The organism is Streptomyces sp. HUAS YS2, from assembly GCF_033343995.1.
Classification (GTDB): domain Bacteria; phylum Actinomycetota; class Actinomycetes; order Streptomycetales; family Streptomycetaceae; genus Streptomyces; species Streptomyces solicathayae.
In genome coordinates, this window is the sequence record NZ_CP137573.1 from 2,476,819 (window position 1) to 2,499,518 (window position 22,700).

Below are 22,700 nucleotides of genomic sequence, written 5' to 3' on the forward strand. Positions count from 1 at the left end.
GGCATGAGAACCGCCCCCGTCCTCGGTTGGGGGACCTAGGAGGGGGGCGGTGATCGGGGGCCTCGGCGAGGCGGGAGCGTCAGCCCATGTGGGGGTAGCCGTACTCGGTCGGCGGGACCAGCGTCTCCTTGATGGCGCGGGTCAGCGTCCAGCGCATCAGGTTCTGCGGGGCGCCGGCCTTGTCGTTGGTGCCGGAGGCGCGGCCGCCCCCGAAGGGCTGCTGGCCGACGACGGCGCCGGTCGACTTGTCGTTGATGTAGAAGTTGCCCGCGGCGAAGCGGAGCTTCTCCATCGTGTACGCGGCGGCGGCGCGGTCACCGGAGATGACCGAACCGGTCAGGGCGTAGTCCGAGACCGACTCCATCTGGGTCAGCATCGCGTCGTACGCGGCGTCCTCGTAGACGTGGATCGCGAGGATCGGGCCGAAGTACTCGGTCGTGAATACCTCGTTCTCCGGGTCGGTGCACACGATGACGGTCGGGCGGACGAAGTAGCCCTCCGAGTCGTCGTACGTGCCGCCGGCGACGATCGTGCAGGTCGGGTCGGCCTTCGCGCGGTCGATCGCGGCCTTGTTCTTGGCGAAGGAACGCTCGTCGATGACGGCGCCGATGAAGTTCGTCAGGTCGGTGACGTCACCCATCTTGATGCCGTCGACCTCGGCCGCGAACTCCTCCGCGAAGCCGTCGTTCCAGATGGAGGCCGGGACGTACGCACGCGAGGACGCGGAGCACTTCTGGCCCTGGAACTCGAAGGAGCCGCGGGTCAGCGCGGTCTTCAGGACGGCGCGGTCGGCGCTCGGGTGCGCGACGACGAAGTCCTTGCCGCCGGTCTCGCCGACGATCCGCGGGTAGGAGCGGTACTTCTCGATGTTGGTGCCGACCGTCTTCCACAGGTGCTGGAAGGTCTTGGTCGAGCCGGTGAAGTGGATGCCGGCGAGGTCGGGGTGGTTCAGGGCCACGTCCGAGACGGCGATGCCGTCGCCGGTCACCAGGTTGATGACGCCCTTCGGCAGACCGGCCTCCTCCAGGAGCTCCATGAGGAGCACGGCGGAGTGGGTCTGGGTCGGGGACGGCTTCCAGACCACCACGTTGCCCATGAGGGCGGGGGCGGTGGGCAGGTTGCCCGCGATGGCCGTGAAGTTGAACGGCGTGATCGCGTAGACGAAGCCCTCCAGCGGGCGGTGGTCCAGACGGTTCCACACGCCCGGGGAGTTCGCCGGCGGCTGCTCGGCGAGGATCTGGCGGGCGTACGCCACGTTGAAGCGCCAGAAGTCGACGAGCTCGCAGGGGGTGTCGATCTCGGCCTGCTGGGCGGTCTTCGACTGGCCGAGCATGGTGGAGGCGGCCAGCGTCTCGCGCCACGGGCCGGCCAGCAGCTCGGCGGCGCGCAGGATGATGGCGGCGCGGTCGTCGAAGGACATCGCACGCCAGGCGGGGGCGGCGGCCAGGGCGGCGTCGATGGCGTCCTGGGCGTCCTGCTGGGTGGCGCCGGCGAAGGTGCCGATGACGGCCTTGTGGTTGTGCGGCTGCACGACGTCGACACGCTCGCCGCCGCCCATGCGCTTCACGCCGCCGATGGTCATCGGCAGCTCGCGCGGGTTGTCGGCCAGCTCCTTGAGCTTGGCCTCCAGACGGGCGCGCTCGGCGGAACCGGGGGCGTAGCCGTGCACCGGCTCGTTGACCGGAGCGGGGACCTGGGTCACAGCGTCCATGAGTCTCTGAACTCCTTCTGAGGGGTGGGGCTCAGCCCTTGGTGAGGATCGAGCGGGCGAAGAACAGCAGGTTGGCCGGCTTCTCCGCGAGACGGCGCATGCTGCGCCTACCCGGGGGACGACCCCCGGACCCCCGGCAGAAACCGTCGGTGGCCGTCATCGCTCAGCCCTTGGTGAGGATCGAGCGGGCGAAGAACAGCAGGTTGGCCGGCTTCTCCGCGAGACGGCGCATGAAGTAGCCGTACCAGTCGGTGCCGTAGGCGGTGTAGACGCGCATGCGGTGGCCCTCGGCGGCGAGGCGGATGTGCTCCTCGCTGCGGATGCCGTACAGCATCTGGAACTCGTACTCGTCCAGCTTGCGCCCGGCGCGGCGGGCGAGCTCCTGGCCGATGGAGATCAGGCGCGGGTCGTGGGACCCGATCATCGGGTAGCCCTCGCCCTCCATCAGGATCTTCAGGATGCGGACGTACGCCTTGTCGATCTCGGCCTTGTCCTGGATCGCGACCTCGGCGGGCTCCTTGTAGGCGCCCTTCACGATGCGGACCCGGGAGCCGTTGGCGGCGAGCCGGCGGGCGTCGTCCTCGGTGCGGAAGAGGTACGCCTGGATGACGCAGCCGGTCTGCGGGAAGTCCTTCCGCAGCTCCTCGTGGATGGCGAACATCGAGTCGAGGGTGGTGTGGTCCTCGGCGTCCAGGGTGACCGTGGTGCCGATCGCGGCGGCGGCCTCGACAACCGGGCGGACGTTCGCGAGGGCCAGCTCGTGGCCGTTCTCCAGCGACTGGCCGAACATCGACAGCTTCACCGACATCTCGGCGCGGGTGCCGAGCCCGAGGTCCTTGAGGCGCTCGATGAGCTCCAGGTACGCGTCGCGGGCGGCGTACGACTGCTCGACGGTGGTGATGTCCTCGCCCACCACGTCGAGGGTCAGCTCCAGCCCCTTGTCGGCGAGGTCCTGGACGATCGGAACGACCTGGTCGACGGTCTCACCGGCGATGAACCGGGCGACGACCTGCTTGGTGCCCGGGGCGGCCGACACGAAGCGGCGCATCTTGTCGCTGCGCGACGCGGCGAGGATCACGGGACCCAGCACGGGGCACCTCCAAAGGGCAAGGCAGAGAAACGGGTGCCATTACCGAACGTACGGAACGAATCGGGAACAGCGCGAAGAACCACCGTGAAACCTAAGGATCGCTCCGATCCTCAGCCATCTACAGCTGTCACGCATCCGTGCCCGGTATCTCAGACATCTGTCTGAAGGTCCGGTCGGACGGTGCGAGAATGGCCGCGTGAAGGGCGATTACCAGGAGCTGGTCGACGAGATCTCCGAGCTGCTCGGGGAGCCCGCGACGCTGGAGAACCGGGATTTCGGCCTGATCGCCTTCGGGGCCCATGACAGCGACGACGACAGCGCGATGGACCCGGTCCGCACTCGCTCGATCCTCACCCGCAAGTCCACCCCGGCGGTACGGGCCTGGTTCGAGGGCTTCGGCATCACCCGGGCCACCGGCCCGGTCCGCATTCCGGCCGCCCCGGACGCGGGGGTCTTCCGTGACCGGATCTGCCTTCCCGTACGCCATCGGGGAGTCGTCCTCGGCTACGTGTGGCTGCTCGACGCCGAGCCGGGCCCCACGCACGAGCAGCTCGCGGCCGCGATGGAGGTGGCGGGCCGGATCGGCGCGCTGCTCTCGGACGAGGAGCGGGCGGGCGCCGACCTGTCCCGGGAGCTGCGGGCAGCCCTGACCGCGGAGCGCGGCTGGCAGTACGACATGGCCCTGGCGGCGCTGCGCTCGGCGCTGGGCCCGGACGCGGACGGCCTGCACGCGCTGGTGTGCGTGGCCCCCTGGCCGACGGAGGACGCCCCCTCGGCCCGTACGGTCCCCGGCGCCTCGGCGGTGTGCACGCTGCCCTGGCGGTGGGGCGAGGCGGCGGGTCCGGCGGCGGACGGTCCGCGGACCGACGGCCGGCCGGGCGCGGCGCGCGGTACCGGCGGGAGCCGCGGCGACGGCCGGCCGGGCGGCGCGCACGGCCGGGCGGAGGCGCCCGGCGCCCGCGGGGACACGTACCCGCTCGGGCCGGCCGGGTCCGCGGAGGGCCCGGGCGGCGGGCGGGCGCTCGCCGTGCTGGTCCGGCTCCGCGCGGCCGACGTGCTCGACCCCGCGCTCGCCGCGGCCGACCGGGTCCGGGGTACGGCCGGGGCCGGCGCGGTCGCCGGGCTCGCGGCGCCGCGGCGCGGCCTCGCCGAGCTGGACGCCGCCTGGTGGGAGGCCACCGCGGCCACCCGGGCGGCGCTCGCCGAGCCCAGGCTCGGCCCGCTCGCCCGGTGGTCGGCGATCGGCCCGTACCGCCTGCTCACCGCGCTTCCCGCGGCCCCGCCCGACCCGGTCGTCGCCCCGCTCCTCCAGCCCGCGCACGGCGAACTCGCCCGTACCGCCGAGGTGTTCCTCGACCATGCGGGGCAGGCGGGCCGCACCGCGGCCGCCCTCGGCATCCACCGCCAGACGCTGTACTACCGCCTCTCCCGCGTCGAGGCCCTCACCGGGCTCGACCTCGACGACGGCGAGCACCGCCTGCTGCTCCACATGGCGCTGAAGGCCGCGAAGCTCTGAAGTCTAGGATCGGCGTATGACAACGGGGAGTTGGGCGGCGCCGACGCACGCCGAGCGGCAGCTGTACGAGGCGGGGGCGCGCGGGGACACGGCCGGTGTACTGGAGGCGCTCGGGCGGACCCGGCTCTACGTGCTCACGGCCCGACTCCACGCCGACGCCCCCGGGTTCGTCGCCCCGCTCCCCACGCAGCGCGACGAGACCGCGCGGCGCACCGTCGTTCCCGTCCTGACCGAGGGGATGCTGCCGCCCTGGCATCCGGACTGGGTGTTCCAGCAGATCACGCTCGACGAACTGGCCAAGGGCTGGCCGCACGACAAGTGGTGGCTCGCCGTCAATCCGGACACCCCGTACGCGGCCGCGCTGCCGGCCCGGAGCGCCGACCGGCGGGCCTGGGCGGAGGCCGCGGTCCGGGGCGGCGGGCCCGCGCGGCTGCGGCTGCTCACCCACGCCGGCGGGCACCTGCACGGGCCGGTCGCGCAGGGCCTGGCGCTAGGCGCCCATCTCTCCGTGCTCAACGGGCTGGTGTGGAACCAGCTCGGGGCCCAGTACGAGGACTACGCCACCGACGTCTCCCGGCTGCGCCGGCCCTGGGGCGTGTACCACCGGGCGGGCTTCCGCGAGACGCTGGAGGCCCTGCTCGCCACCCGGCTGGCCGGCCGGGTGCCGGAGTCCGTGCTGGCGGTCCGTCGCCGGACGGCCGTACGGCTGGGCGTGACGCCCACGTCCGACGAGTGGTCGACGGCGGTCGCCGCCGCCCTCGACCCGGACGGCACCCAGCCCGGGACCCGGGCCGAGGCGGCCGACGTCCAGCGCCGGATCGCGCACTACGAGGACCGGTTCCGCGCCGACGGCGTCCTCGCGCCCGACGGCCGGGTCGACACCATCGCCGCCTTCGACCTCGGCCGGGCCGTGAACGTCGTACGGCTGGCGCTCGGCGCGCGGTACTGCGATCCGCAGGAGGCCGAGCAGTCGGTGCTGCGGGTCGTCGAACCGGCCCGGCAGGTGTACGGCTCCTGGGCGGACTTCTCGCTCGGCTACCTGCTCGCCCGGCTGATCCACTTCGACGAGGGCGACGCCGAGCCGATGTACCAGGAATGCCTGGCCCTGCACCGCACGCTCACCCAGGACCCCGCGAGCCCCTACCGGAACATCCCATGGTCATGACCCCCCATCTCTGGACCCCGCCGACCGAGGTCGAACAGCTGCTGCACGACGCCGGGACGAGCGGTGACGGCGACGCCCAACTCCGCGCGCTGGCCGGGGCGGAGCTGTTCATCGGCGCTCCGAAGGCCGAGGTCGACGCGGAGCCGGACGCGGTCTACTGGCGCGCCCAGGAGATCGGCAACGGGGTCGTCGTCCGGCCGGTGCTCACCCGCGGAATGCTGCCGCCGTGGCATCCGGACTGGGTGTTCCACAAGGTCACGCTGCGGTACTGCGCCGAGTTCCAGTGGCGGAACCCGCGGATGCTGCTCGCTGTGAACGGGGGCACTCCGGGGCAACTGCTGCTGCCCGCCCAGCCCGAGCACCGGGCGCTGTGGCTGCGGTACTACGCCGAGCGGGAGCACACCTCGGGGGACCGCTTCGTCGCCCTGCGGCACGGTGTGCTGCACGGTCCGCTCGCCTACGGGCTGGCCTGCGGGGCGCATCTGGCGTTCGGGAACGGCGTGCCGTGGAACGACGTCGGCTCCGTCTATCACGGGTACACGAACGAGCTGGAGACGCTCCGCGACGCGTGGGACGTGACCGACCGCGCGGGCTGGCAGGAGGAGCTGGCCGCGCTGCTCGACGCGCGCAACAGCCCGCCGGAGCCGGACTTCGCGCTGCGCGTCCGGGAGGAGTTGCGGATCCGCGGCGGCGAGCCGCCGTCGCCGGACCTGTGGCGCGAGACGGCCGCCGGGCACGCGCAGGACCTGGGGGCGGCCCCCGGGGCGGTCCGGCACATCGAGGAGCTGGTGCGCCGCATCCTGCGGTACGAGGCCCGGTTCCGGGCGGACGGGCTGCTGCCGCCGGACGGAAGGGTGCGGACGACGGTCGCGTACGACTACAGCCGCGCGGTGAACATGGCCCGCTGGGGTCTCTCGGCCCGGTTCTGCACGCCGCCGGAGGCCGAGCAGGCGATCGTGCACGCGGGGGCGCTGAGCAGGTCCGCGTACACGTCGTGGCAGGAGTACTCGGCGGGCTACTCGCTGGGCCGGGTGCTGCGCTTCGACGGGGAGGAGTACGGGCCGTACCACGAGGGGAACGTGGCCGCCCACCGCGCGCTCACGGAGCACCCGGGCAGCCCGTGGCGGAACATCCCCTGGCGCTGAGCCGGTCCCGCTCCGCGCGTCGGGGCCGCTGCCCGTCGGGGCCGCTCCCCCGTCAGTCCCGCTCCCCCATCAGCACCTTGAGGCCCTCGGTCAGGTCGTCGGCGGTCGGCGCGGTGTCCGGGTCGACCATCCACTGGATCATCACGCCGGTGGCCAGCGCCTGGACGAGCAGTCCGGCAACCCGGGCCTTCTCCGGTTCGGCCGCCGCGTCGATGCCGAGGAAGCCCTCCGCCATGCCCAGCCGGCCCTCGCGCTGCGGCTCCTTGATCGCCTCGCGCAGCTTCTCGTCGTCGTCGAGGCGGGTGACCACCTCGGTCTGGAGCTTCCAGACCGGGCGGGCCGCCTCGGCGCCGGCGATGAGTGCCGCCCACAGGTCGTGGAAACGCTGGTACGGGTCGGCCGGCCGGTCCGCCGCGGCGCCCTCGTCCGCGCCGACGCTGTTGCCCCACTCCTCCGTCAGCGCGAGGAAGGCCTGCTGGAGCAGGGCGTCCTTGGAGCCGTAGTGGTAGCCGATGGAGGCGAGGTTGGTGCCGGATGCGGCGACGATGTCGCGGGCCGTGGTGCGGGCGTAGCCCTTCTCCAGGAGGCAGCGCTTGGCGCCGTCGAGCAGGTCTTCCTTGTGTCCCATGACAGCACTGTACCCGGGATTCAGACGTATGTGTAAGACGTACGTCTGAATCCCGGGTACGGGGTCGTGCGGATCAGGCCCTGATCAGACCAGGTTGACCGAGCGGGCCGAGGTCGCGCCGATCGCCGCCGCGAGCTCCGTGAGCACGTTCGCCGGGACGGTGTCGTCCACGGTCAGCACGGCCAGAGCCTCGCCGCCCTCCTCGGCACGGGCCACCTGCATGCCCGCGATGTTCAGGCCGCCCTCGCCGAGGATGCGGCCGACGGTGCCGACGACACCCGGACGGTCCTCGTAGCGCAGCACCACCATGTGGTCGGCGAGCGCCAGGTCCACGTCGTACTCGCCGATGCCGACGATCTTCTGGAGGTGCTTCGGGCCGGCCAGCGTGCCGGAGACCGCGACCGCCTCGCCGCTCGCCAGCGTGCCGCGCACGGTGACCACGTTGCGGTGGTCCGGGGACTCGCTGCTGGTGGTGAGGCGCACCTCGACACCGCGCTCCTGCGCGAACAGCGGCGCGTTGACGTACGACACGGTCTCGTCGACCACGTCCTCGAACACGCCCTTCAGCGCGGAGAGTTCGAGCACCTTCACGTCGTGCTGGGTGATCTCGCCGTACACCTCGACGTCGAGCCGCGCCGCGACCTCGCCCGCGAGGGCGGTGAAGATCCGGCCGAGCTTCTCGGCGAGCGGCAGGCCCGGCTTCACGTCCTCGGCGATGACGCCGCCCTGGACGTTGACCGCGTCCGGGACCAGCTCGCCGGCGAGCGCCAGACGTACCGACCTGGCGACCGCGATACCGGCCTTCTCCTGCGCCTCGTCCGTGGACGCGCCGAGGTGCGGCGTGCAGACGACCTGGTCGAGCTCGAAGAGCGGGGAGTCCGTGCAGGGCTCCTTCGCGTACACGTCGAGACCGGCGCCGGCGACCCGGCCCTCCTTGAGGGCGGTGAACAGCGCCGCCTCGTCGACGATCCCGCCGCGCGCGGCGTTGACGATCCGGACGCTCGGCTTGACCTTGTGCAGCGCCTCGTCGCCGATGAGACCGAGGGTCTCGGGGGTCTTCGGCAGGTGGACGGTGATGAAGTCGGCGACCTCGAGCAGCTCGTCCAGGGAGAGCAGCTTCACGCCCATCTGGGCGGCGCGGGCCGGCTGCACGTAGGGGTCGTACGCGACGATCTTCATGCCGAACGCGGACATGCGCTGGGCGACCAGGACGCCGATGCGGCCGAGGCCGACGACGCCGAGGACCTTCTCGCTGAGCTCGACGCCGGTGTACTTCGAGCGCTTCCACTCGCCGTTCTTGAGGGCGGTGTTGGCCTGCGGGATGTTGCGCGCGGTGGCGACCAGGAGGCCGCAGGCGAGCTCGGCGGCGGTGACGATGTTGGAGGTCGGGGCGTTCACGACCATCACGCCGGCCTTGGTGGCGGACGAGACGTCCACGTTGTCCAGGCCCACGCCTGCCCGGGCGACGACGCGCAGCTTCTTGGCGGCGGCGATGGCCTCGGCGTCCACCTTGGTGGCGGAGCGGATCAGGATCGCGTCCACGTCGGCGATGGCCGGGAGCAGCTCGGCGCGGTCCGCGCCGTTGCAGTGCCGGATCTCGAAATCGGGGCCGAGCGCGTCGACGGTGGCGGGCGACAGCTCTTCAGCGATGAGTACGACAGGTTTCGAGCTCACGTGAGTCCTCACAGGTGCAGTGCGGACGGCCGTCCCGACGGCCGCAGGCGGTGGAGGGGCTAGCCGCGTGGAAGACGCACGACGCTGTGGGCCTGACGCGATGTTGTTCAAGAGTGTAGTGGCGGAACGGGGCTGGTATTCCGCCGCGGCGGAAGGATCACCCATCCGTGGTTGGACTGACTGTCCAATGAAGCGCGGCGGGCCGGACACAGTGTCCGGCCCGCCGCCCGAAGGCTTACGCCTCCTCGTCGTTCACCCAGCTCATGAGCTTGCGCAGCTCCTTGCCGGTGGTCTCCAGGAGGTGCTTCTCGTCCTGGGTCTTGTACTCGTTGTACTTCTTCAGACCGCCGTGGTACTCGTCCATCCAGTTCTTGGCGAAGGTGCCGTCCTGGATCTCGGTGAGGACCTTCTTCATCTCCGCCTTGGTGTCGGCGGTGATGACGCGCGGGCCGGTGATGTAGTCGCCCCACTCGGCGGTCTCGGAAACGGACCAGCGCATCTTCTCCAGGCCGCCCTCGTACATGAGGTCCACGATCAGCTTCAGCTCGTGGAGGCACTCGAAGTACGCGATCTCCGGCTGGTAGCCGGCCTCGACCAGGGTCTCGAAACCGGCCTTGACCAGGGCGGAGGCGCCACCGCAGAGGACGGCCTGCTCACCGAACAGGTCGGTCTCGGTCTCCTCGGTGAAGGTGGTCTTGATGACGCCGGCGCGGGTGCCGCCGATCGCCTTGGCGTAGGACAGGGCGAGCGCGAAGGCGTTGCCGGTCGCGTCCTGCTCGACGGCGGCGATCGCGGGGACGCCGCGGCCTTCCTCGTACTGGCGGCGGACCAGGTGGCCCGGGCCCTTCGGGGCGACCAGGGCGACGTCGACGCCGGCCGGGGGCTTGATGAAGCCGAAGCGGACGTTGAAGCCGTGGGCGAAGAACAGCGCGTCGCCGTCCTTCAGGTTCGGGGCGATGGACTCCTCGTAGACCTTGGCCTGGATCGGGTCCGGGATCAGGATCATGATGAGGTCGGCCTCGGCCGCCGCCTCGGCGGGGGTGACCACGCGCAGGCCCTGCTCCTCGGCCTTGGCCTTGGACTTGGAGCCCTCGTGCAGGCCGACGCGGACGTCGACACCGGAGTCACGGAGCGACAACGCGTGGGCGTGGCCCTGGCTGCCGTAGCCGATCACCGCGACCTTGCGGCCCTGGATGATGGACAGGTCGGCGTCGTCGTCGTAGAACAGCTCGGCCACTGGGATTCTCCTTGGAGTGCTGGTGTTGCTTCCCACCGTACGGCGGGAGGGGGAAGGGAAGTCTTCGGGTCTCGTCAGGCGGAACGGTCAGGCGCTGCGGTCGAGGGCCCGCAGGGACCGGTCCGTGATGGACCGGGCGCCACGCCCTATGGCGATCGTGCCGGACTGGACGAGCTCCTTGATGCCGAACTGCTCCAGCATCTTCAGCATGGCGTCGAGCTTGTCACTCGAACCGGTGGCCTCGATGGTGACCGCCTCGGGCGAGACGTCCACGGTCTTGGCACGGAACAGCTGGACGATCTCGACGATCTGGGACCGGGTCTCGTTGTCGGCGCGGACCTTCACCAGGACGAGCTCGCGCTGGATCGCGGCGCTGGGCTCGAGTTCGACGATCTTCAGAACGTTGACCAGCTTGTTGAGCTGCTTGGTCACCTGTTCCAGGGGCAGGTCCTCGACATTGACCACGATGGTGATGCGGGAGATGTCGGGGTGCTCGGTGACACCGACCGCGAGCGAGTCGATGTTGAAGCCGCGGCGGGAGAACAGCGCGGCGATGCGGGCCAGGATACCGGGGGTGTTCTCGACCAGGACCGAGAGCGTGTGCTTGGACATGTCTTCCTGCTTCTCTCTCAGTCGTCTTCGTTGTCGCCGAAGTCGGGACGGACCCCGCGGGCGGCCATGACCTCGTCGTTGGAGGTGCCGGCGGCGACCATGGGCCACACCTGGGCGTCCTCGTGGACGATGAAGTCGATGACGACCGGGCGGTCGTTGATCGCGTTGGCCTGCTCGATGACCTTGTCGAGGTCGGCCGGGTCCTCGCAGCGCAGGGCGACACAGCCCATGGCCTCGGACAGCTTGACGAAGTCCGGGATGCGGGTGCCCTTGCGGGGCGCCGTGCTCGCGCCGACCTGGGAGCCGGTCGCGTCGTGGCCGGTCTCGTCGGCGTGCAGCACGGTGCTGGAGTAACGCTGGTTGTAGAACAGGGTCTGCCACTGGCGGACCATGCCGAGGGCGCCGTTGTTGATGATGGCGACCTTGATCGGGATGTTGTTCAGCGCGCAGGTGACGAGCTCCTGGTTCGTCATCTGGAAGCAGCCGTCGCCGTCGATCGCCCAGACCGGGCGGTCCGGCATGCCGGCCTTGGCGCCCATGGCGGCCGGGACCGCGTAGCCCATCGTTCCGGCGCCGCCGGAGTTCAGCCAGGTGGCCGGCTTCTCGTAGTCGATGAAGTGGGCGGCCCACATCTGGTGCTGGCCGACGCCGGCCGCGTAGATGGTGTCGGCCGGGGCGAGCTGGCCGATGCGCTGGATGACCTGCTGCGGCGAGAGGCTGCCGTCCTCCGGCAGGTCGTAGCCGAGCGGGTAGGTCTCGCGCCAGCGGTTCAGGTCGCTCCACCAGGCGGTGTAGTCGCCCGTGTTGCCCTCGCTGTGCTCGGCCTGGACGGCCTGGACCAGGTCGGCGATGACCTCGCGGGCGTCACCGACGATCGGGACGTCGGCGGCGCGGTTCTTGCCGATCTCGGCCGGGTCGATGTCCGCGTGGACGATCTTGGCGAACGGGGCGAAGCTGTCGAGCTTGCCGGTGACGCGGTCGTCGAAGCGGGCGCCGAGGGCGACGATCAGGTCGGCCTTCTGCAGCGCGGTGACGGCGGTGACCGCGCCGTGCATGCCCGGCATGCCCACGTGCTGCGGGTGGCTGTCCGGGAAGGCACCGAGGGCCATCAGGGTGGTGGTGACCGGGGCCCCGGTCAGCTCGGCCAGGACCTTCAGCTCGGTGGTGGCGCCGGACTTCAGGACGCCGCCGCCGACGTACAGGACGGGGCGCTTGGCGCCGGTGATCAGCTTCGCGGCCTCGCGGATCTGCTTGGCGTGCGGCTTGGTCACCGGGCGGTAGCCGGGCAGGTCGGTCTGCGGCGGCCAGGTGAAGGTGGTCTTCGCCTGCAGGGCGTCCTTGGCGATGTCGACCAGGACCGGGCCGGGGCGGCCGGTGGAGGCGATGTGGAACGCCTCGGCGATCGTCCGCGGGATGTCCTCGGCCTTGGTGACCAGGAAGTTGTGCTTGGTGATCGGCATCGTGATGCCGCAGATGTCCGCCTCCTGGAAGGCGTCGGTGCCGATCGCCTTGGAGGACACCTGGCCGGTGATGGCGACCATCGGGACGGAGTCCATGTGCGCGTCGGCGATCGGGGTGACCAGGTTGGTCGCGCCCGGGCCGGAGGTCGCGATGCAGACACCGACCTTGCCGGTGGCCTGCGCGTAACCGGTCGCGGCGTGGCCGGCGCCCTGCTCGTGCCGGACGAGGATGTGACGGACCTTCTTGGAGTCCATCATCGGGTCGTACGCGGGGAGGATGGCGCCGCCGGGGATGCCGAAGACGGTGTCGGCCCCCACTTCCTCGAGAGAGCGGATGAGGGACTGCGCGCCCGTGACGTGCTCAACGGTGGCGGAGGGCTGTCCGCCGTTACGGGCCCGCGGCTGCGGATGGTGGGCCCCGGTGGCCTGCTCGGTCATCGGCATTCTCTTCTCGAAGCTGAGGGTTTTCGCTGGGTGTTTCGCGAGGTTTTAGCTGGTTTTGACGAGTGCCAGTGCAACAAAAAACCCCTCGTGCCGGGAGGCAAGCGAGGGGAGCGCGTCGGGCGGGTTACGAGCCGGGCCGTCGTGGCCCTGCTTCAGCCGACGCGCTTTCCAAGTACGAGAATTCGGGTGCGCATGGCACTGACCCTCCCCCCGACGCGCCGTCACTGTCAAGTGGGTGGGACGGGCGTCTCACTATTTGAGCGGAACGGGGGACGCCCCGATGGACGCCGACGGCCGCTGAGCACTGGCAGGGCGACCCCGCCGGGGACCGGATAGTCGTCCCGGACGAGAGCCCGGCGCAACCGGTATTCGTCCAGGGGGCCGGAGAAGGCCATGCCCTGGCCGTGGGTGCAGCCCATCGCCCGCAGGGCGAGCACCTGCTCGGGGACGTCCACGCCGTCGGCGACGGACTGCATGCCGAGGTCGCAGGCGATCCGGAGCAGCCCGGCGGTGATCTTGTGCAGCCGGGGCGACTCGACGACGCCCTCGACCAGGCCCCTGTCCAGTTTCAGTACGTCGACGGGGAGCCGGCGCAGCGCGTTGATGGCCGCGTAGCCGCTGCCGAAGCCGTCCAGGGAGATCCGCACCCCGAGCCGGCGCAGGGCGAGCAGACGCTGCTCCAGCTCGTCGAAGGAGATCCGCGGATCGCTGTCGGCGAGCTCGATGATCAGCGCACCGGAGGGCAGTTCGTGCCTGGTCAGCAGCGCTTCGATGGAGCCGAGCGGGAGCGACTTGTCGAGCAGCCGGCGGGCGGGCAGCCGGATCGAGACGGGGGGGCGGTGGCCGAGCCGGGCGCGCTCCGCGGCCTGCCCGACGGCCTCCTCCAGGAGCCAGCGGCCCAGCTCGGCGGTGCGGTCGCCGTCCTCGGCGACCCGCAGGAATTCGGCCGGGGTGAACAGGATGCCCTGGGCGGAGCGCCAGCGGGCCTGGGCGGCGACGGCGGCGATCGTTCCGGTGGTGAGATCCACCACGGGCTGGTGCAGCAGGGCGAACTCGCCGTCGAGCAGGGCGGTGCGCAGCCGGGCGGCCAGTTCGGTGCGCCGGACCACTTCGGCCTGCATCTGCGGGGCGTAGAGCTCCACCCGGTCCTTTCCGCCGGCCTTGGCGCGGTACATGGCCAGGTCCGCGTTGCGCAGCAGGTCGCCGGCGCTGATGCCGGGCTCGGCGAAGGCGACGCCGATGGAGGCGGCGACGCGCACCTCGGTGCCCTCGACGCGGTACGGCTGGGAGAGCATGAGGCGCAGTCGGTCGGCGATGTCGTGGACCTGGCACTCGCGGGCGGACTGGTCCCGGCCGCCGTCGCCCAGGATGAGCGCGGCGAACTCGTCGCCGCCGAGCCGGGCGGCGGTGTCCCCGGCCCGTACGGAGTCGTGGAGGCGGCGGGCGGCCTGGATCAGCAGTTCGTCGCCGGCCTGGTGGCCGAGGCGGTCGTTGACGCCCTTGAAGCCGTCCAGGTCGATGAAGAGCACGGCGGTGCCGGAGTCGCCCGCCCGGCGGCCGCTGAGCGCCTTGCGGACCCGTTCGGTGAACAGGGCCCGGTTGGGCAGGTCGGTGAGCGGGTCGTGCTCCGCGTTGTGCAGCAACTGGGCCTGGAGGCGTACCCGTTCGGTGACGTCCCGGCTGTTGAAGATCAGGCCGCCCTGGTGGCGGTTGACGGTGGACTCGACGTTGAGCCAGTCCCCGCGGCCGGACCGGAACCGGCACTCGATGCGGGTGGTGGGCTCCTCGGAGGGCGGGGCGGCCAGGAAGCGGCGTACCTCGTGGACCACACCGCCGAGGTCCTCGGGGTGGATCAGCGAGGCCAGTTCGGAGCCGATCAGCTCCTCGGCCTCGCGTCCGTACACCCCGGAGGCGGCGGGGCTCACGTACCGGAGTATGCCGGTGGGCGCGGCGATCATGATCACGTCGCTGGAGCCCTGCACGAGCGACCTGAAGTGGTTCTCCTTCTGGGCCAGTTCGTGGGTGAGCGCGATGTTGTCCAGGAGCATGATGCCCTGCCGGACGACGAGGGCGAGCACGACGGTGCAGCCGGTGAAGACGACCACGCGGTCCACTCTGCGTCCCTCGACGACGTTGTACAGGATGCCCAGGGTGCACACGGCCGCCGCCAGATAGGGCGTGAGGGCGGCGAGCGAGCCGGCGACCGGGCGGCTCCGGTCGCGCGGCGGCCGGGCCGCGGTGCTCTCGGCGACCCGGCGCACCCCCCAGGGCGCGTACGCGAGGAGGAGCGAGCCGGCGAACCAGCCGGCGTCGAGCAACTGGCCGGAGCGGTAGTGCTCGCGGAGCAGCGGGGAGGTGAACAGCGCGTCGCACAGCACGGTGAGGGCCAGGGCCGCGATCGCGGTGTTGGTCGCCGAGCGGTTCGTGTGGGACCGGCGGAAGTGCAGGGCGAGGACCATGCTGACGAGGACGATGTCCAGCAGCGGGTAGGCGAGCGAGAGGGCGGCCTGCGCGACGCTCTCGCCCTCGAAGTGCGCGGTGTGCGCGAGGGCGAGACTCCAGGAGAGGGTCAGCAGCGAGCCGCCGATGAGCCAGGCGTCGAGCACGAGGCAGACCCAGCCCGCCCTGGTGACGGGCTTCTTCGCGAGGACGAGCAGCCCGACGATGGCGGGGGGCGCGAAGAGCAGGAAGAAGAGATCGGCCAGGGACCGGTTCGGCACGTCACGGCCGAGGACGACTTCGTACCACCCCCAGACCGCGTTGCCGCAGGCGGCCATCAGGGAGGAGAAGGCGAAGAGCAGCCAGGCCGGCCGGAACCGGATGTCCCGCATCCGCCCGTAGAGGAAGCAGGAGACGGCGGCCGCGAACGCGGCGGCGCTGAGCCCGAAGTCGCCCATGATCAGGGCGATGCGCGGGGATCCCCAACCGGCCGCGGCGCCCGTCGCGTACCCGGCACAGACCAGGGCGAGGGCGAGCTGGGCGAGGACGGCGCCGCGGTCGCCCCGCGCGGCGTCGGGCCCACGCGCCGCGGGGCCGCCTCCCTCGCGGCCGCACGCCGGCCCGCCGCCCTGGACGGGCCTGCGGCCGATGAGCGCCCCTGGGGCGCTCACCGGGGGCCCCGGGGGGGCGGCAGCGGACGATCCGGCGGATTCGTGCGCCGCCGTGGGGCGCGGGAGGAACGCCGCCGGCGGCCCCGCCGCGTCGGATCGTCGGTCCTTCGGCCGTACATCACCCGTCGCCCCCCTCGGAATCTGATGTCCCGTCACGTCACTCCCCGGCGCCATATCTGTACTCGACGCAGTCCCCCGCTCGGGACGATACACCAGGATCGTCACTCAGGGACAGGGGTGCTGTACTCTCCGTGACGATCACGGACATGGGGGCGTACGGCGCGGTCCCCGGGGGGCGGCTCAGGTGGTCAGCACGACGTTGCGGAGCTCCTCGCCGGCCGCGAACCGGCTCAGCTGGTCGGCGATCAGCCGCTTGGCACGCGGCATGAACGCCGAAGTGGAACCCCCCACGTGCGGGGTGACCAGGACACCGGGAGCGTGCCACAGGGGATGCCCGGACGGCAGCGGTTCCGGATCGGTGACATCCAGTGCCGCGGTGATCCGGCCGCTCTCCAGCTCGACGAGCAGCGCCTTGGTGTCCACCACCGGCCCCCGCGCGACGTTCACGAGAAGGGCCCCGTCCTTCATCCGGGCGAGGAAGTCCGCGTCGACGAGATGCCTGGTCTGCGCGGTGAGCGGAGTGGACAGCACGACCACGTCCGCCTGCGGCAGAAGGGCGGGCAGATCGGCGAGGGCGTGCACGGGGCCGCGCTCCGTGGCGCGTGCGGAGCGCGCGACGCGCGCCACCCGCGCGCACTCGAACGGCGCGAGCCGGTCCTCGATGGCCGCGCCGATCGACCCGTACCCGACGATCAGGACGGACTTGTCGGCGAGCGCCGGGTAGAAACCGGCCCGCCACTCCTCGGCGTCCTGGCCGCGCACGAAGCCGGGCACACCGCGCAGCGAGGCCAGGATCAGCGTCAGGGTCAGCTCGGCGGTGCTCGCCTCGTGCACGCCCTTGGCGTTGCACAGGCGCACGCCGGGGCGGAGGTCGCCGAGGCCCGGTGTGACGTGGTCGATGCCGGCGGACAGGGTCTGCACGGCCCGGACCGACGTCATCGCGGCGAGCGGGCGCACGGCGATCTCGGTGCCCTTCATGTACGGCACGACGTAGTAGACGCAGTCCGCCGGATCGCCGGGAAAATCCGGGCCGCCGTCCCAGTGCAGATAGCGCAGACCCGACGCGCCCGGGTCGGGAAGTCCTTCGATCTCCGCCGCCGGGATCGGAAGCCACACGTCAGCGGTTGTGTCCTCAACTCTCATGCCCGGGAGGCTATGCGAAGAATCCGGGAGGTCATTGGTTACTTTGGGGAGCGGCACAGGGAGGGGTACCGGCACGTGGAGCGCAGGACAATCGGGGCGGCGGCGCTCGAAGTGGGTGCGATCGGCCTGGGCTGTATGCCGATGAGCTGGGCCTACAGCGGCTCCCAGCAGCGCGGCGACCGCTCGATGCGCACGGTGCACGCGGCGCTGGACGCGGGGGTGAACCTGCTCGACACGGCGGACATGTACGGGCCGTTCACCAACGAGCTGCTGCTCGGGCGGGTGCTGAAGGAGCGTCGGGCGGACGCGTTCGTCTCGACGAAGGTCGGCCTGCTCGTCGGGGACGGGCACGTGGTGGCCAACGGCCGTCCCGGGTACGTGCGCAGGGCCTGTGACGCCTCGCTGCGGCGGCTCCAGACCGACGTGATCGACCTGTACCTGCTGCACCGGCCCGACCCCGAGGTGCCGGTGGAGGAGACCTGGGGCGCGATGGCCGGTCTGGTGGCCGCGGGGAAGGTGCGGGCGCTCGGGATCTGCGCGATGGGGGTGCGGGCGGCACGGCGCGGCAGCGGCGGCGCGGCGCGCGATCTGTACGACGGAACGATCCGTCAACTCGAACGCGTGCAACAGGTGTTCCCGGTGAGCGCGGTGCAGGCGGAGCTGTCGGTGTGGTCGCCGGAGGCGCTGGTCCGGCTGCTGCCCTGGTGCGAGGCGCGCGGGGTGGGGTTCCTGGCGGGGATGCCGCTGGGGAACGGGTTCCTGACGGGGACCCTGACGCCCGGCGGCGGGTTCGAGCCCGACGACCTGCGGGCCCGGCACCCCCGGTTCACGGCGGAGATGATGGCGGCGAACCAGCCGGTGGTGGCCGGGCTGCGCCGGGTCGCGGCCCGGCACGGCGAGGACGTCACCCCGGCACAGGTGGCCCTGGCCTGGGCGCTGGCCCTGGGACGGCACGTGGTGCCGGTGCCGGGCACGAAGCAGGAGCGGTGGGCGGTGGAGAACGCCCGCGCGGCGGAGCTGGCGCTGACGGCCGCGGACCTGGCGGAGATCGGGCGGCTGCCGGCCGCGCGGGGGTCGTGGGACTGAACCGGTGGCCCGCCTTCCGCAACCCGTGCGAGGGAAATCGCGTGCGACGGGAACCCGGGCGGGGGCGCGCGGTGTTTCCCCGGGTAGCGGTGTTTGCCAGGGAGTCGACGAAGGGGTCGGACCATGCGACGACGTACCGGGACCACCCTCGGGGCCACGGTCCTCCTCCTGCTCGTGGCCGGGTGCTCGTCCGGCGGGGACGGGGCGGACCCTGCGGGGACCCGGAGTCCGTCGCGTTCGGCGTCCGGGACGGCCCCCGGGCCTTCCGTCTCCGCGCCGCCCGCGAAGGGCTCGGTACGGGTGGCGGCCACGCTCACCGAGGACCTGAAGTCGCCGTGGGGTCTGGCGGCGCTGCCGGACGGTGACCTGCTGGTCTCCTCGCGCGACGAGGGCACGATCACCCGGGTCGACGCGGAGACGGGGCGCAAGACCGTGCTGGGCGCCGTGCCGGGGGTCGCGCCGGGCGGCGAGGGCGGTCTGCTGGGCCTCGCGCTCTCCAAGGACTTCGCCACGGACCGGCAGGTGTACGCGTACTTCACCACCGAGTCCGACAACCGGATCGCCCGGCTGAGGTACGACGAGAGAAAGCCGGCCGGGCAGCAGCTCGGCGCGCCCGACACGGTGCTGCGGGGCATCCCGAAGGGCATCGTGCACAACGGCGGCCGGATCGCCTTCGGCCCGGACGGGATGCTGTACGCGGGCACCGGCGAGACGGGGAACACCGGCCTAGCGCAGGACAGGAAGTCGCTCGGCGGGAAGATCCTGCGGATGACGCCCGACGGGCGCCCGGCGCCCGGCAACCCCGCGCCGGACTCGGTGGTGTACTCCTACGGCCACCGCAATGTGCAGGGGCTGGCCTGGGACGGGGCGAAGCGGCTGTGGGCGGCGGAGTTCGGCCAGAACACGTGGGACGAGCTGAACCTCGTCGAGGCCGGCAAGAACTACGGCTGGCCCGACGTCGAGGGCCGGGGCGGCAAGGCCGGGTTCGTGGACCCGGTGGCCCAGTGGCGTACGGACGAGGCATCGCCGAGCGGCATCGCGTACGCCCAGGGCTCGATCTGGATGGCCGGGCTGCGCGGCGAGCGGCTGTGGCGCATCCCGCTCGCGGGCGCGGAACCCTCCGCGGCGCCCCAGGCGTTCCTCGAGGGGAAGTACGGCCGGCTGCGCACTGTCCTGGCAACGGGCGGGGGCGGGCTGTGGCTGGTGACCAGCGAGACCGACACGCGGGGCACGCCCGGGCCCGGCGACGACAGGATCCTCCGGCTGGAGGTCCGGTAAGGGGGCGGACGACCGTGTTCGGCTCTTTGGACGAGTTCTTCGCCCCCGGCCGCAGGCATGCCGAGGAGGAGCGCCGTCGCCTCGCCCTGACCCGTGAGGACACCGGCGACAACGACCCCTCCCGCGGCCCGATAGACCTGACCTCGGGCCGCGTCACGATCCGCCTTCCCGCAGCGTCCGGCGGCGGGGAGGACGACGAGGACGACGCCGGTTAGGCCGACTCCAGAAGGCGGAGGCGGTGGGCCATCGCCGCCGCCTCGCCACGGCCGGAGACGCCCAGCTTGGCCAGGATGTTGGAGACGTGGACACTCGCCGTCTTCGGCGAGATGAACAGCTCCTCCGCTATCTGCCGGTTGGTGCGGCCGGCCGCGACGAGGGTGAGGACGTCCTGCTCGCGCGGGGTGAGGCCGAAGGCGTCGTCGTCCGGTTCCGGGCCCGCTGGGACCGGATCGGTGAGCGACAACCGGGCCCGGCCGGCGAGGAGTTCCAGTTCCTCGCGCAGCGGGCGCGCCCCGAGACGTACCGCGGCGTCGTGCGCCTCACGGAGCAGCGCCGCCGCCTCGTCACGGCGGCCGCCCTCGGCGAGCAGCGCGTCGGCGAGGCGGTACCGGGCGCGGGCGGCCGGGTACGGGACGTCCAGCGGCTCGTACGCGGCGACCACCTCCGTCCAGCGCGCGATGTCGTCGCGCTTCTCGGCGCGGGCCAGCTCGGCGGAGACGTGCAGCGAGTACGCCTGCCAGATCGGCGACGGCGCGGCGACCCGGCGGACCAGGGCGGTGATCCGGTCCAGCGCCGCGGCGCGTCCCCCGGCGGCGGCCGGAAGGCCGAGCGCGTCGGCCTCCACGGTGGCCGCGCCGAGCAGCAGGGGCCAGACGTAGCGGTGCATCCCGGTGTGCACGGTGTCGCCCTCGGCATCGGCAAGGACGGCGCGCGCCTCGTCGATCCGGCCCTCCGCCGCGGTCAGCAGGAGCTCCGTCTCGGCCACCGGCAGCGTGTACTGCACCATCGGGTCCTTCCGGCCGAACAACTCGCGTGCCAGCGCGAGCTGTTCGCGGGCGGCGGCCACATCACCGCGGAGGACGGCCAGTTGGGCGAGCCGCAGGGCGGCGGCGCCGCGCGGCTTGTTGCTGTAGGAGGCGCGCAGGACCCACTCGGCGTTCTCCCGCGCCGCGTCCCACTCGCCCAGGACCGCGTGCGACTCGGCGAGATTGGCCCGGATCCAGCCCTCGCTGTCGCGCAGACCGTGCACGCCGGCCAGGGCGATCCCGGCCTCGCAGAGCTCGACGGACTCGCGTGACCGGCCGACGCCCTCCAGGCAGGAGGAGAGGTTGACGTAGGCCCGCATGGCCTCGGTCATCTGGCCTGCGGCGACGGTCCGGTCGAGGACCTCGCGCATCTCGGCGAGGCCGGACTCCACGTCGCCGGCGGCGACCAGCAGGGAGCCGCGGGTGAGCTGGGCGTTGAGCTCGATCGGCTTGTCGCCGACCAGCCGGGCGTACTCGACGGCGCGTTCGGCGGCGGCCAGGCTGTCGGGTCCCGGTGTGCGGACCATCCCCCAGCCTGCGGCGATGGCCAGCACGAAGGCGTGCACGGCGGACGGCGGCAGGCCGCGGACGAGGTCCTGCGCGGTGGCGATCTCGGCCCAGCCGTCGCCGCGGGCGAGACCGGAGAGCAGCCGGGAGCGCTCGGTCCAGAACCAGGCGGACCGGAGCGGGTCGTTCTCCTCCTCCAGGATCCGCAGCGCCATCTTGCCGATCTTCAGGGCGCGTTCGCGTTCGCCGCCGAGCCGCGCGGCGACGGCGGCCTCGGCGAGCAGGTCGAGGTGGCGCAGCGGGGTGGTCTCGGGGTCGCAGCCGCAGGTGGGGTACGCCTCGGCGTAGTCGGCGGGCCGGAGCGTGGCGCGGACCTCGTCGGGGACCTCGTCCCAGAGTTCCATGGCGCGTTCGAGGAGCTGGAGCTGTTCGGCGTACGCGTAGCGCTTGCGGGTCTCGACGGAGGCGCGGAGCACGGCGGGCAGCGCCTTGACGGCGTCGTGGGCGTGGTACCAGTACGTGGCGAGCCGGGTGGCGCGCTCGTCGGCGCGGACGAGCGAGGGGTCGGCCTCCAGGGCCTCGGCGTAGCGGCGGTTGAGCCGGGAGCGCTCGCCGGGCAGCAGGTCGTCGCTGACGGCCTCGCGGACCAGGGAGTGGCGGAAGCGGTAGCCGTCGCCCTCCGGGGCGGCGAGCAGGATGTTGGCGCCGACGGCGGCCCGCAGCGCGTCGATGAGGTCGTCCTCGGGGAGCCGGGCGACGGCGGCGAGCAGCGCGTACTCGACGGTGGAGCCGCCCTCGGCGACGATCCGGGCGACCCGCTGGGCGGTCTCGGGCAGCGTCTCGACCCGGACGAGGAGGACCTCGCGCAGGGATTCGCTCAGCTCGCAGCCGCAGGCGTGGGTGGTGATGAGTTCCTCGACGAAGAACGCGTTGCCGTCGGAGCGGGTCCAGATGGCCTCGACGGTGGCCGGGTCGGGTTCGGCGGCCAGGATGCCGGTGAGCTGGCGGTGCACCTCGGTGCGGGTGAACCGGGCGAGTTCGAGGCGGCGGACGGTGCGCAGCCGGTCGAGTTCGGCGAGCAGCGGGCGCAGCGGGTGGCGGCGGTGGATGTCGTCCGCGCGGTAGGTGGCGACGACGACGATCCGGCCGCGGTGCAGGGTGCGGAAGAGGTAGGACATCAGGTGCCGGGTGGAGGCGTCGGCCCAGTGCAGGTCCTCCAGGACGAGCACGACGGTCCGTTCGGCGGTGAGCCGTTCCAGGAGCCGTACGGTCAGCTCGAAGAGCCGCGCGGTGCTGTCCTCCTGGGACGCCTCGTGCTGGCCGACGTCGCCGAGTTCGGGCAGCAGCCGGGCGAGTTCGTGCTCCTGGCCGGCGGCCGCGGCGGCGAGTTCGTCCGGGAGCGTGCGGCGCAGGGCGCGCAGCGCGGTGGAGAACGGGGCGAAGGGCAGGCCGTCCGCGCCGATCTCCACGCAGCCGCCGACGGCGACGACCGCGCCCGAGGCGCGAGCCGCGCCGACGAACTCCTCGACGAGCCGCGTCTTGCCGACGCCCGCCTCGCCGCCGACGAGCAGGGCCTGCGGTTCACCCGCCGTCGCGGCGGCGAGCGCCTCGGTGAGGGCGGTCAGTTCGCCGGCCCTGCCGACGAACACCGGACTGACTGACCTGGTCTCCACGTCCGCGAGCATCGCACAGCCCCCCGGCGGTGCGGCACCCCGGATCGCTCCGGTGATCGATTTCGTGGAGGTTTGC

At 72.3% G+C, this 22,700-nt stretch carries 17 protein-coding genes; 6 read left to right on the forward strand and 11 right to left on the reverse strand.

The features are described from left to right. Nucleotides 1–79: 79 nt before the first annotated feature. Genes pruA through R2D22_RS11105 form a run of 3 tightly spaced genes read right to left on the reverse strand, consistent with a single transcriptional unit; the run spans nucleotide 80 to nucleotide 2,801 of the window. Nucleotides 80–1,711 carry an L-glutamate gamma-semialdehyde dehydrogenase gene (pruA, locus tag R2D22_RS11095; protein ID WP_318102922.1) on the reverse strand — a complete coding sequence of 544 codons (1,632 nt, stop codon included), beginning with the start codon at nucleotides 1,709–1,711 and terminating at the stop codon, nucleotides 80–82. Nucleotides 1,712–1,742: 31 nt separating this feature from the next. Next, nucleotides 1,743–1,871 (reverse strand): hypothetical protein, encoded by a 129-nt coding sequence (locus tag R2D22_RS11100; RefSeq protein WP_318102923.1) that lies wholly within the window; start codon nucleotides 1,869–1,871, stop codon nucleotides 1,743–1,745. 3 nt (nucleotides 1,872–1,874) lie between these two features. Continuing rightward, complete coding sequence (locus R2D22_RS11105) at nucleotides 1,875–2,801, reverse strand: proline dehydrogenase family protein (protein WP_318102924.1); 927 nt, start codon at nucleotides 2,799–2,801, stop codon at nucleotides 1,875–1,877. A 196-nt stretch (nucleotides 2,802–2,997) separates the two neighbouring features. On the opposite strand from R2D22_RS11105, the gene R2D22_RS11110 reads away from it, so the two are divergent. From R2D22_RS11110 to R2D22_RS11120, 3 genes are read left to right on the forward strand one after another with little or no spacing between them, the layout of a single operon-like run. Next, nucleotides 2,998–4,317 carry a helix-turn-helix domain-containing protein gene (locus R2D22_RS11110; RefSeq protein WP_318102925.1) on the forward strand — a complete coding sequence of 440 codons (1,320 nt, stop codon included), beginning with the start codon at nucleotides 2,998–3,000 and terminating at the stop codon, nucleotides 4,315–4,317. A 16-nt stretch (nucleotides 4,318–4,333) separates the two neighbouring features. Next, on the forward strand, nucleotides 4,334–5,482 hold the full coding sequence (locus R2D22_RS11115; protein ID WP_318102926.1) for a DUF1266 domain-containing protein: 1,149 nt from the start codon (nucleotides 4,334–4,336) through the stop codon (nucleotides 5,480–5,482). After that, nucleotides 5,479–6,627 carry a DUF1266 domain-containing protein gene (locus tag R2D22_RS11120; RefSeq protein WP_318102927.1) on the forward strand — a complete coding sequence of 383 codons (1,149 nt, stop codon included), beginning with the start codon at nucleotides 5,479–5,481 and terminating at the stop codon, nucleotides 6,625–6,627. The genes R2D22_RS11115 and R2D22_RS11120 overlap by 4 nt, the downstream gene beginning before the upstream one ends. 52 nt (nucleotides 6,628–6,679) lie before the next feature. Here the strand turns inward: R2D22_RS11120 and R2D22_RS11125 are convergent, their stop codons facing one another. The 7 genes from R2D22_RS11125 to R2D22_RS11155 form a co-directional block, all read right to left on the reverse strand. Then, a complete protein-coding gene (locus R2D22_RS11125) occupies nucleotides 6,680–7,255 on the reverse strand; it encodes a TetR/AcrR family transcriptional regulator (protein WP_318102928.1) in 576 nt (191 codons plus the stop codon). A gap of 84 nt (nucleotides 7,256–7,339) precedes the next feature. Beyond that, nucleotides 7,340–8,929, reverse strand: coding sequence for a phosphoglycerate dehydrogenase (gene serA, locus R2D22_RS11130; RefSeq protein ID WP_318102929.1), 1,590 nt, complete (start codon nucleotides 8,927–8,929; stop codon nucleotides 7,340–7,342). 235 nt (nucleotides 8,930–9,164) lie between these two features. Further along, nucleotides 9,165–10,166 carry a ketol-acid reductoisomerase gene (gene ilvC / locus R2D22_RS11135; RefSeq protein ID WP_318102930.1) on the reverse strand — a complete coding sequence of 334 codons (1,002 nt, stop codon included), beginning with the start codon at nucleotides 10,164–10,166 and terminating at the stop codon, nucleotides 9,165–9,167. Nucleotides 10,167–10,253: 87 nt separating this feature from the next. Beyond that, nucleotides 10,254–10,778, reverse strand: coding sequence for an acetolactate synthase small subunit (gene ilvN, locus R2D22_RS11140; RefSeq protein WP_019889675.1), 525 nt, complete (start codon nucleotides 10,776–10,778; stop codon nucleotides 10,254–10,256). A 17-nt stretch (nucleotides 10,779–10,795) separates the two neighbouring features. Beyond that, the gene (locus R2D22_RS11145) at nucleotides 10,796–12,682 is read right to left on the reverse strand and encodes an acetolactate synthase large subunit (RefSeq protein ID WP_318102931.1); all 1,887 of its coding nucleotides are present in this window, start codon (nucleotides 12,680–12,682) and stop codon (nucleotides 10,796–10,798) included. Nucleotides 12,683–12,909: 227 nt separating this feature from the next. Then, on the reverse strand, nucleotides 12,910–15,792 hold the full coding sequence (locus R2D22_RS11150; RefSeq protein WP_318102932.1) for a putative bifunctional diguanylate cyclase/phosphodiesterase: 2,883 nt from the start codon (nucleotides 15,790–15,792) through the stop codon (nucleotides 12,910–12,912). Between the two features lie 300 nt (nucleotides 15,793–16,092). Further along, nucleotides 16,093–17,055 (reverse strand): 2-hydroxyacid dehydrogenase, encoded by a 963-nt coding sequence (locus tag R2D22_RS11155; protein WP_318102933.1) that lies wholly within the window; start codon nucleotides 17,053–17,055, stop codon nucleotides 16,093–16,095. A gap of 75 nt (nucleotides 17,056–17,130) precedes the next feature. Here R2D22_RS11155 and R2D22_RS11160 point away from each other — a divergent pair, with 75 nt between their 5' ends. The 3 genes from R2D22_RS11160 (at nucleotide 17,131) to R2D22_RS11170 (ending at nucleotide 19,634) form a co-directional block, all read left to right on the forward strand. Continuing rightward, on the forward strand, nucleotides 17,131–18,141 hold the full coding sequence (locus tag R2D22_RS11160) for an aldo/keto reductase (RefSeq protein ID WP_318102934.1): 1,011 nt from the start codon (nucleotides 17,131–17,133) through the stop codon (nucleotides 18,139–18,141). 123 nt (nucleotides 18,142–18,264) lie between these two features. Next, a complete protein-coding gene (locus R2D22_RS11165) occupies nucleotides 18,265–19,419 on the forward strand; it encodes a PQQ-dependent sugar dehydrogenase (protein WP_318102935.1) in 1,155 nt (384 codons plus the stop codon). 14 nt (nucleotides 19,420–19,433) lie between these two features. After that, on the forward strand, nucleotides 19,434–19,634 hold the full coding sequence (locus R2D22_RS11170) for a DUF6191 domain-containing protein (protein ID WP_318102936.1): 201 nt from the start codon (nucleotides 19,434–19,436) through the stop codon (nucleotides 19,632–19,634). Here R2D22_RS11170 and R2D22_RS11175 read toward each other — a convergent pair. Further along, a complete protein-coding gene (locus R2D22_RS11175; RefSeq protein WP_318102937.1) occupies nucleotides 19,631–22,636 on the reverse strand; it encodes a helix-turn-helix transcriptional regulator in 3,006 nt (1,001 codons plus the stop codon). The two genes, R2D22_RS11170 and R2D22_RS11175, sit on opposite strands and share 4 nt — an antisense overlap. Between the last annotated feature and the right edge of the window lie 64 nt (nucleotides 22,637–22,700).

What these genes read in the sequence shown, in the direction of transcription:
- pruA (WP_318102922.1), bottom strand. Translation starts at nt 1,711, where the DNA reads ATGGACGCTGTGACCCAGGTCCCCGCTCCGGTCAACGAGCCGGTGCAC.
- R2D22_RS11100 (WP_318102923.1), bottom strand. Translation starts at nt 1,871, where the DNA reads ATGACGGCCACCGACGGTTTCTGCCGGGGGTCCGGGGGTCGTCCCCCG.
- R2D22_RS11115 (WP_318102926.1), top strand. Translation starts at nt 4,334, where the DNA reads ATGACAACGGGGAGTTGGGCGGCGCCGACGCACGCCGAGCGGCAGCTG.
- R2D22_RS11120 (WP_318102927.1), top strand. Translation starts at nt 5,479, where the DNA reads ATGACCCCCCATCTCTGGACCCCGCCGACCGAGGTCGAACAGCTGCTG.
- R2D22_RS11125 (WP_318102928.1), bottom strand. Translation starts at nt 7,255, where the DNA reads ATGGGACACAAGGAAGACCTGCTCGACGGCGCCAAGCGCTGCCTCCTG.
- ilvN (WP_019889675.1), bottom strand. Translation starts at nt 10,778, where the DNA reads ATGTCCAAGCACACGCTCTCGGTCCTGGTCGAGAACACCCCCGGTATC.
- R2D22_RS11145 (WP_318102931.1), bottom strand. Translation starts at nt 12,682, where the DNA reads ATGCCGATGACCGAGCAGGCCACCGGGGCCCACCATCCGCAGCCGCGG.
- R2D22_RS11155 (WP_318102933.1), bottom strand. Translation starts at nt 17,055, where the DNA reads ATGAGAGTTGAGGACACAACCGCTGACGTGTGGCTTCCGATCCCGGCG.
- R2D22_RS11165 (WP_318102935.1), top strand. Translation starts at nt 18,265, where the DNA reads ATGCGACGACGTACCGGGACCACCCTCGGGGCCACGGTCCTCCTCCTG.
- R2D22_RS11175 (WP_318102937.1), bottom strand. Translation starts at nt 22,636, where the DNA reads ATGCTCGCGGACGTGGAGACCAGGTCAGTCAGTCCGGTGTTCGTCGGC.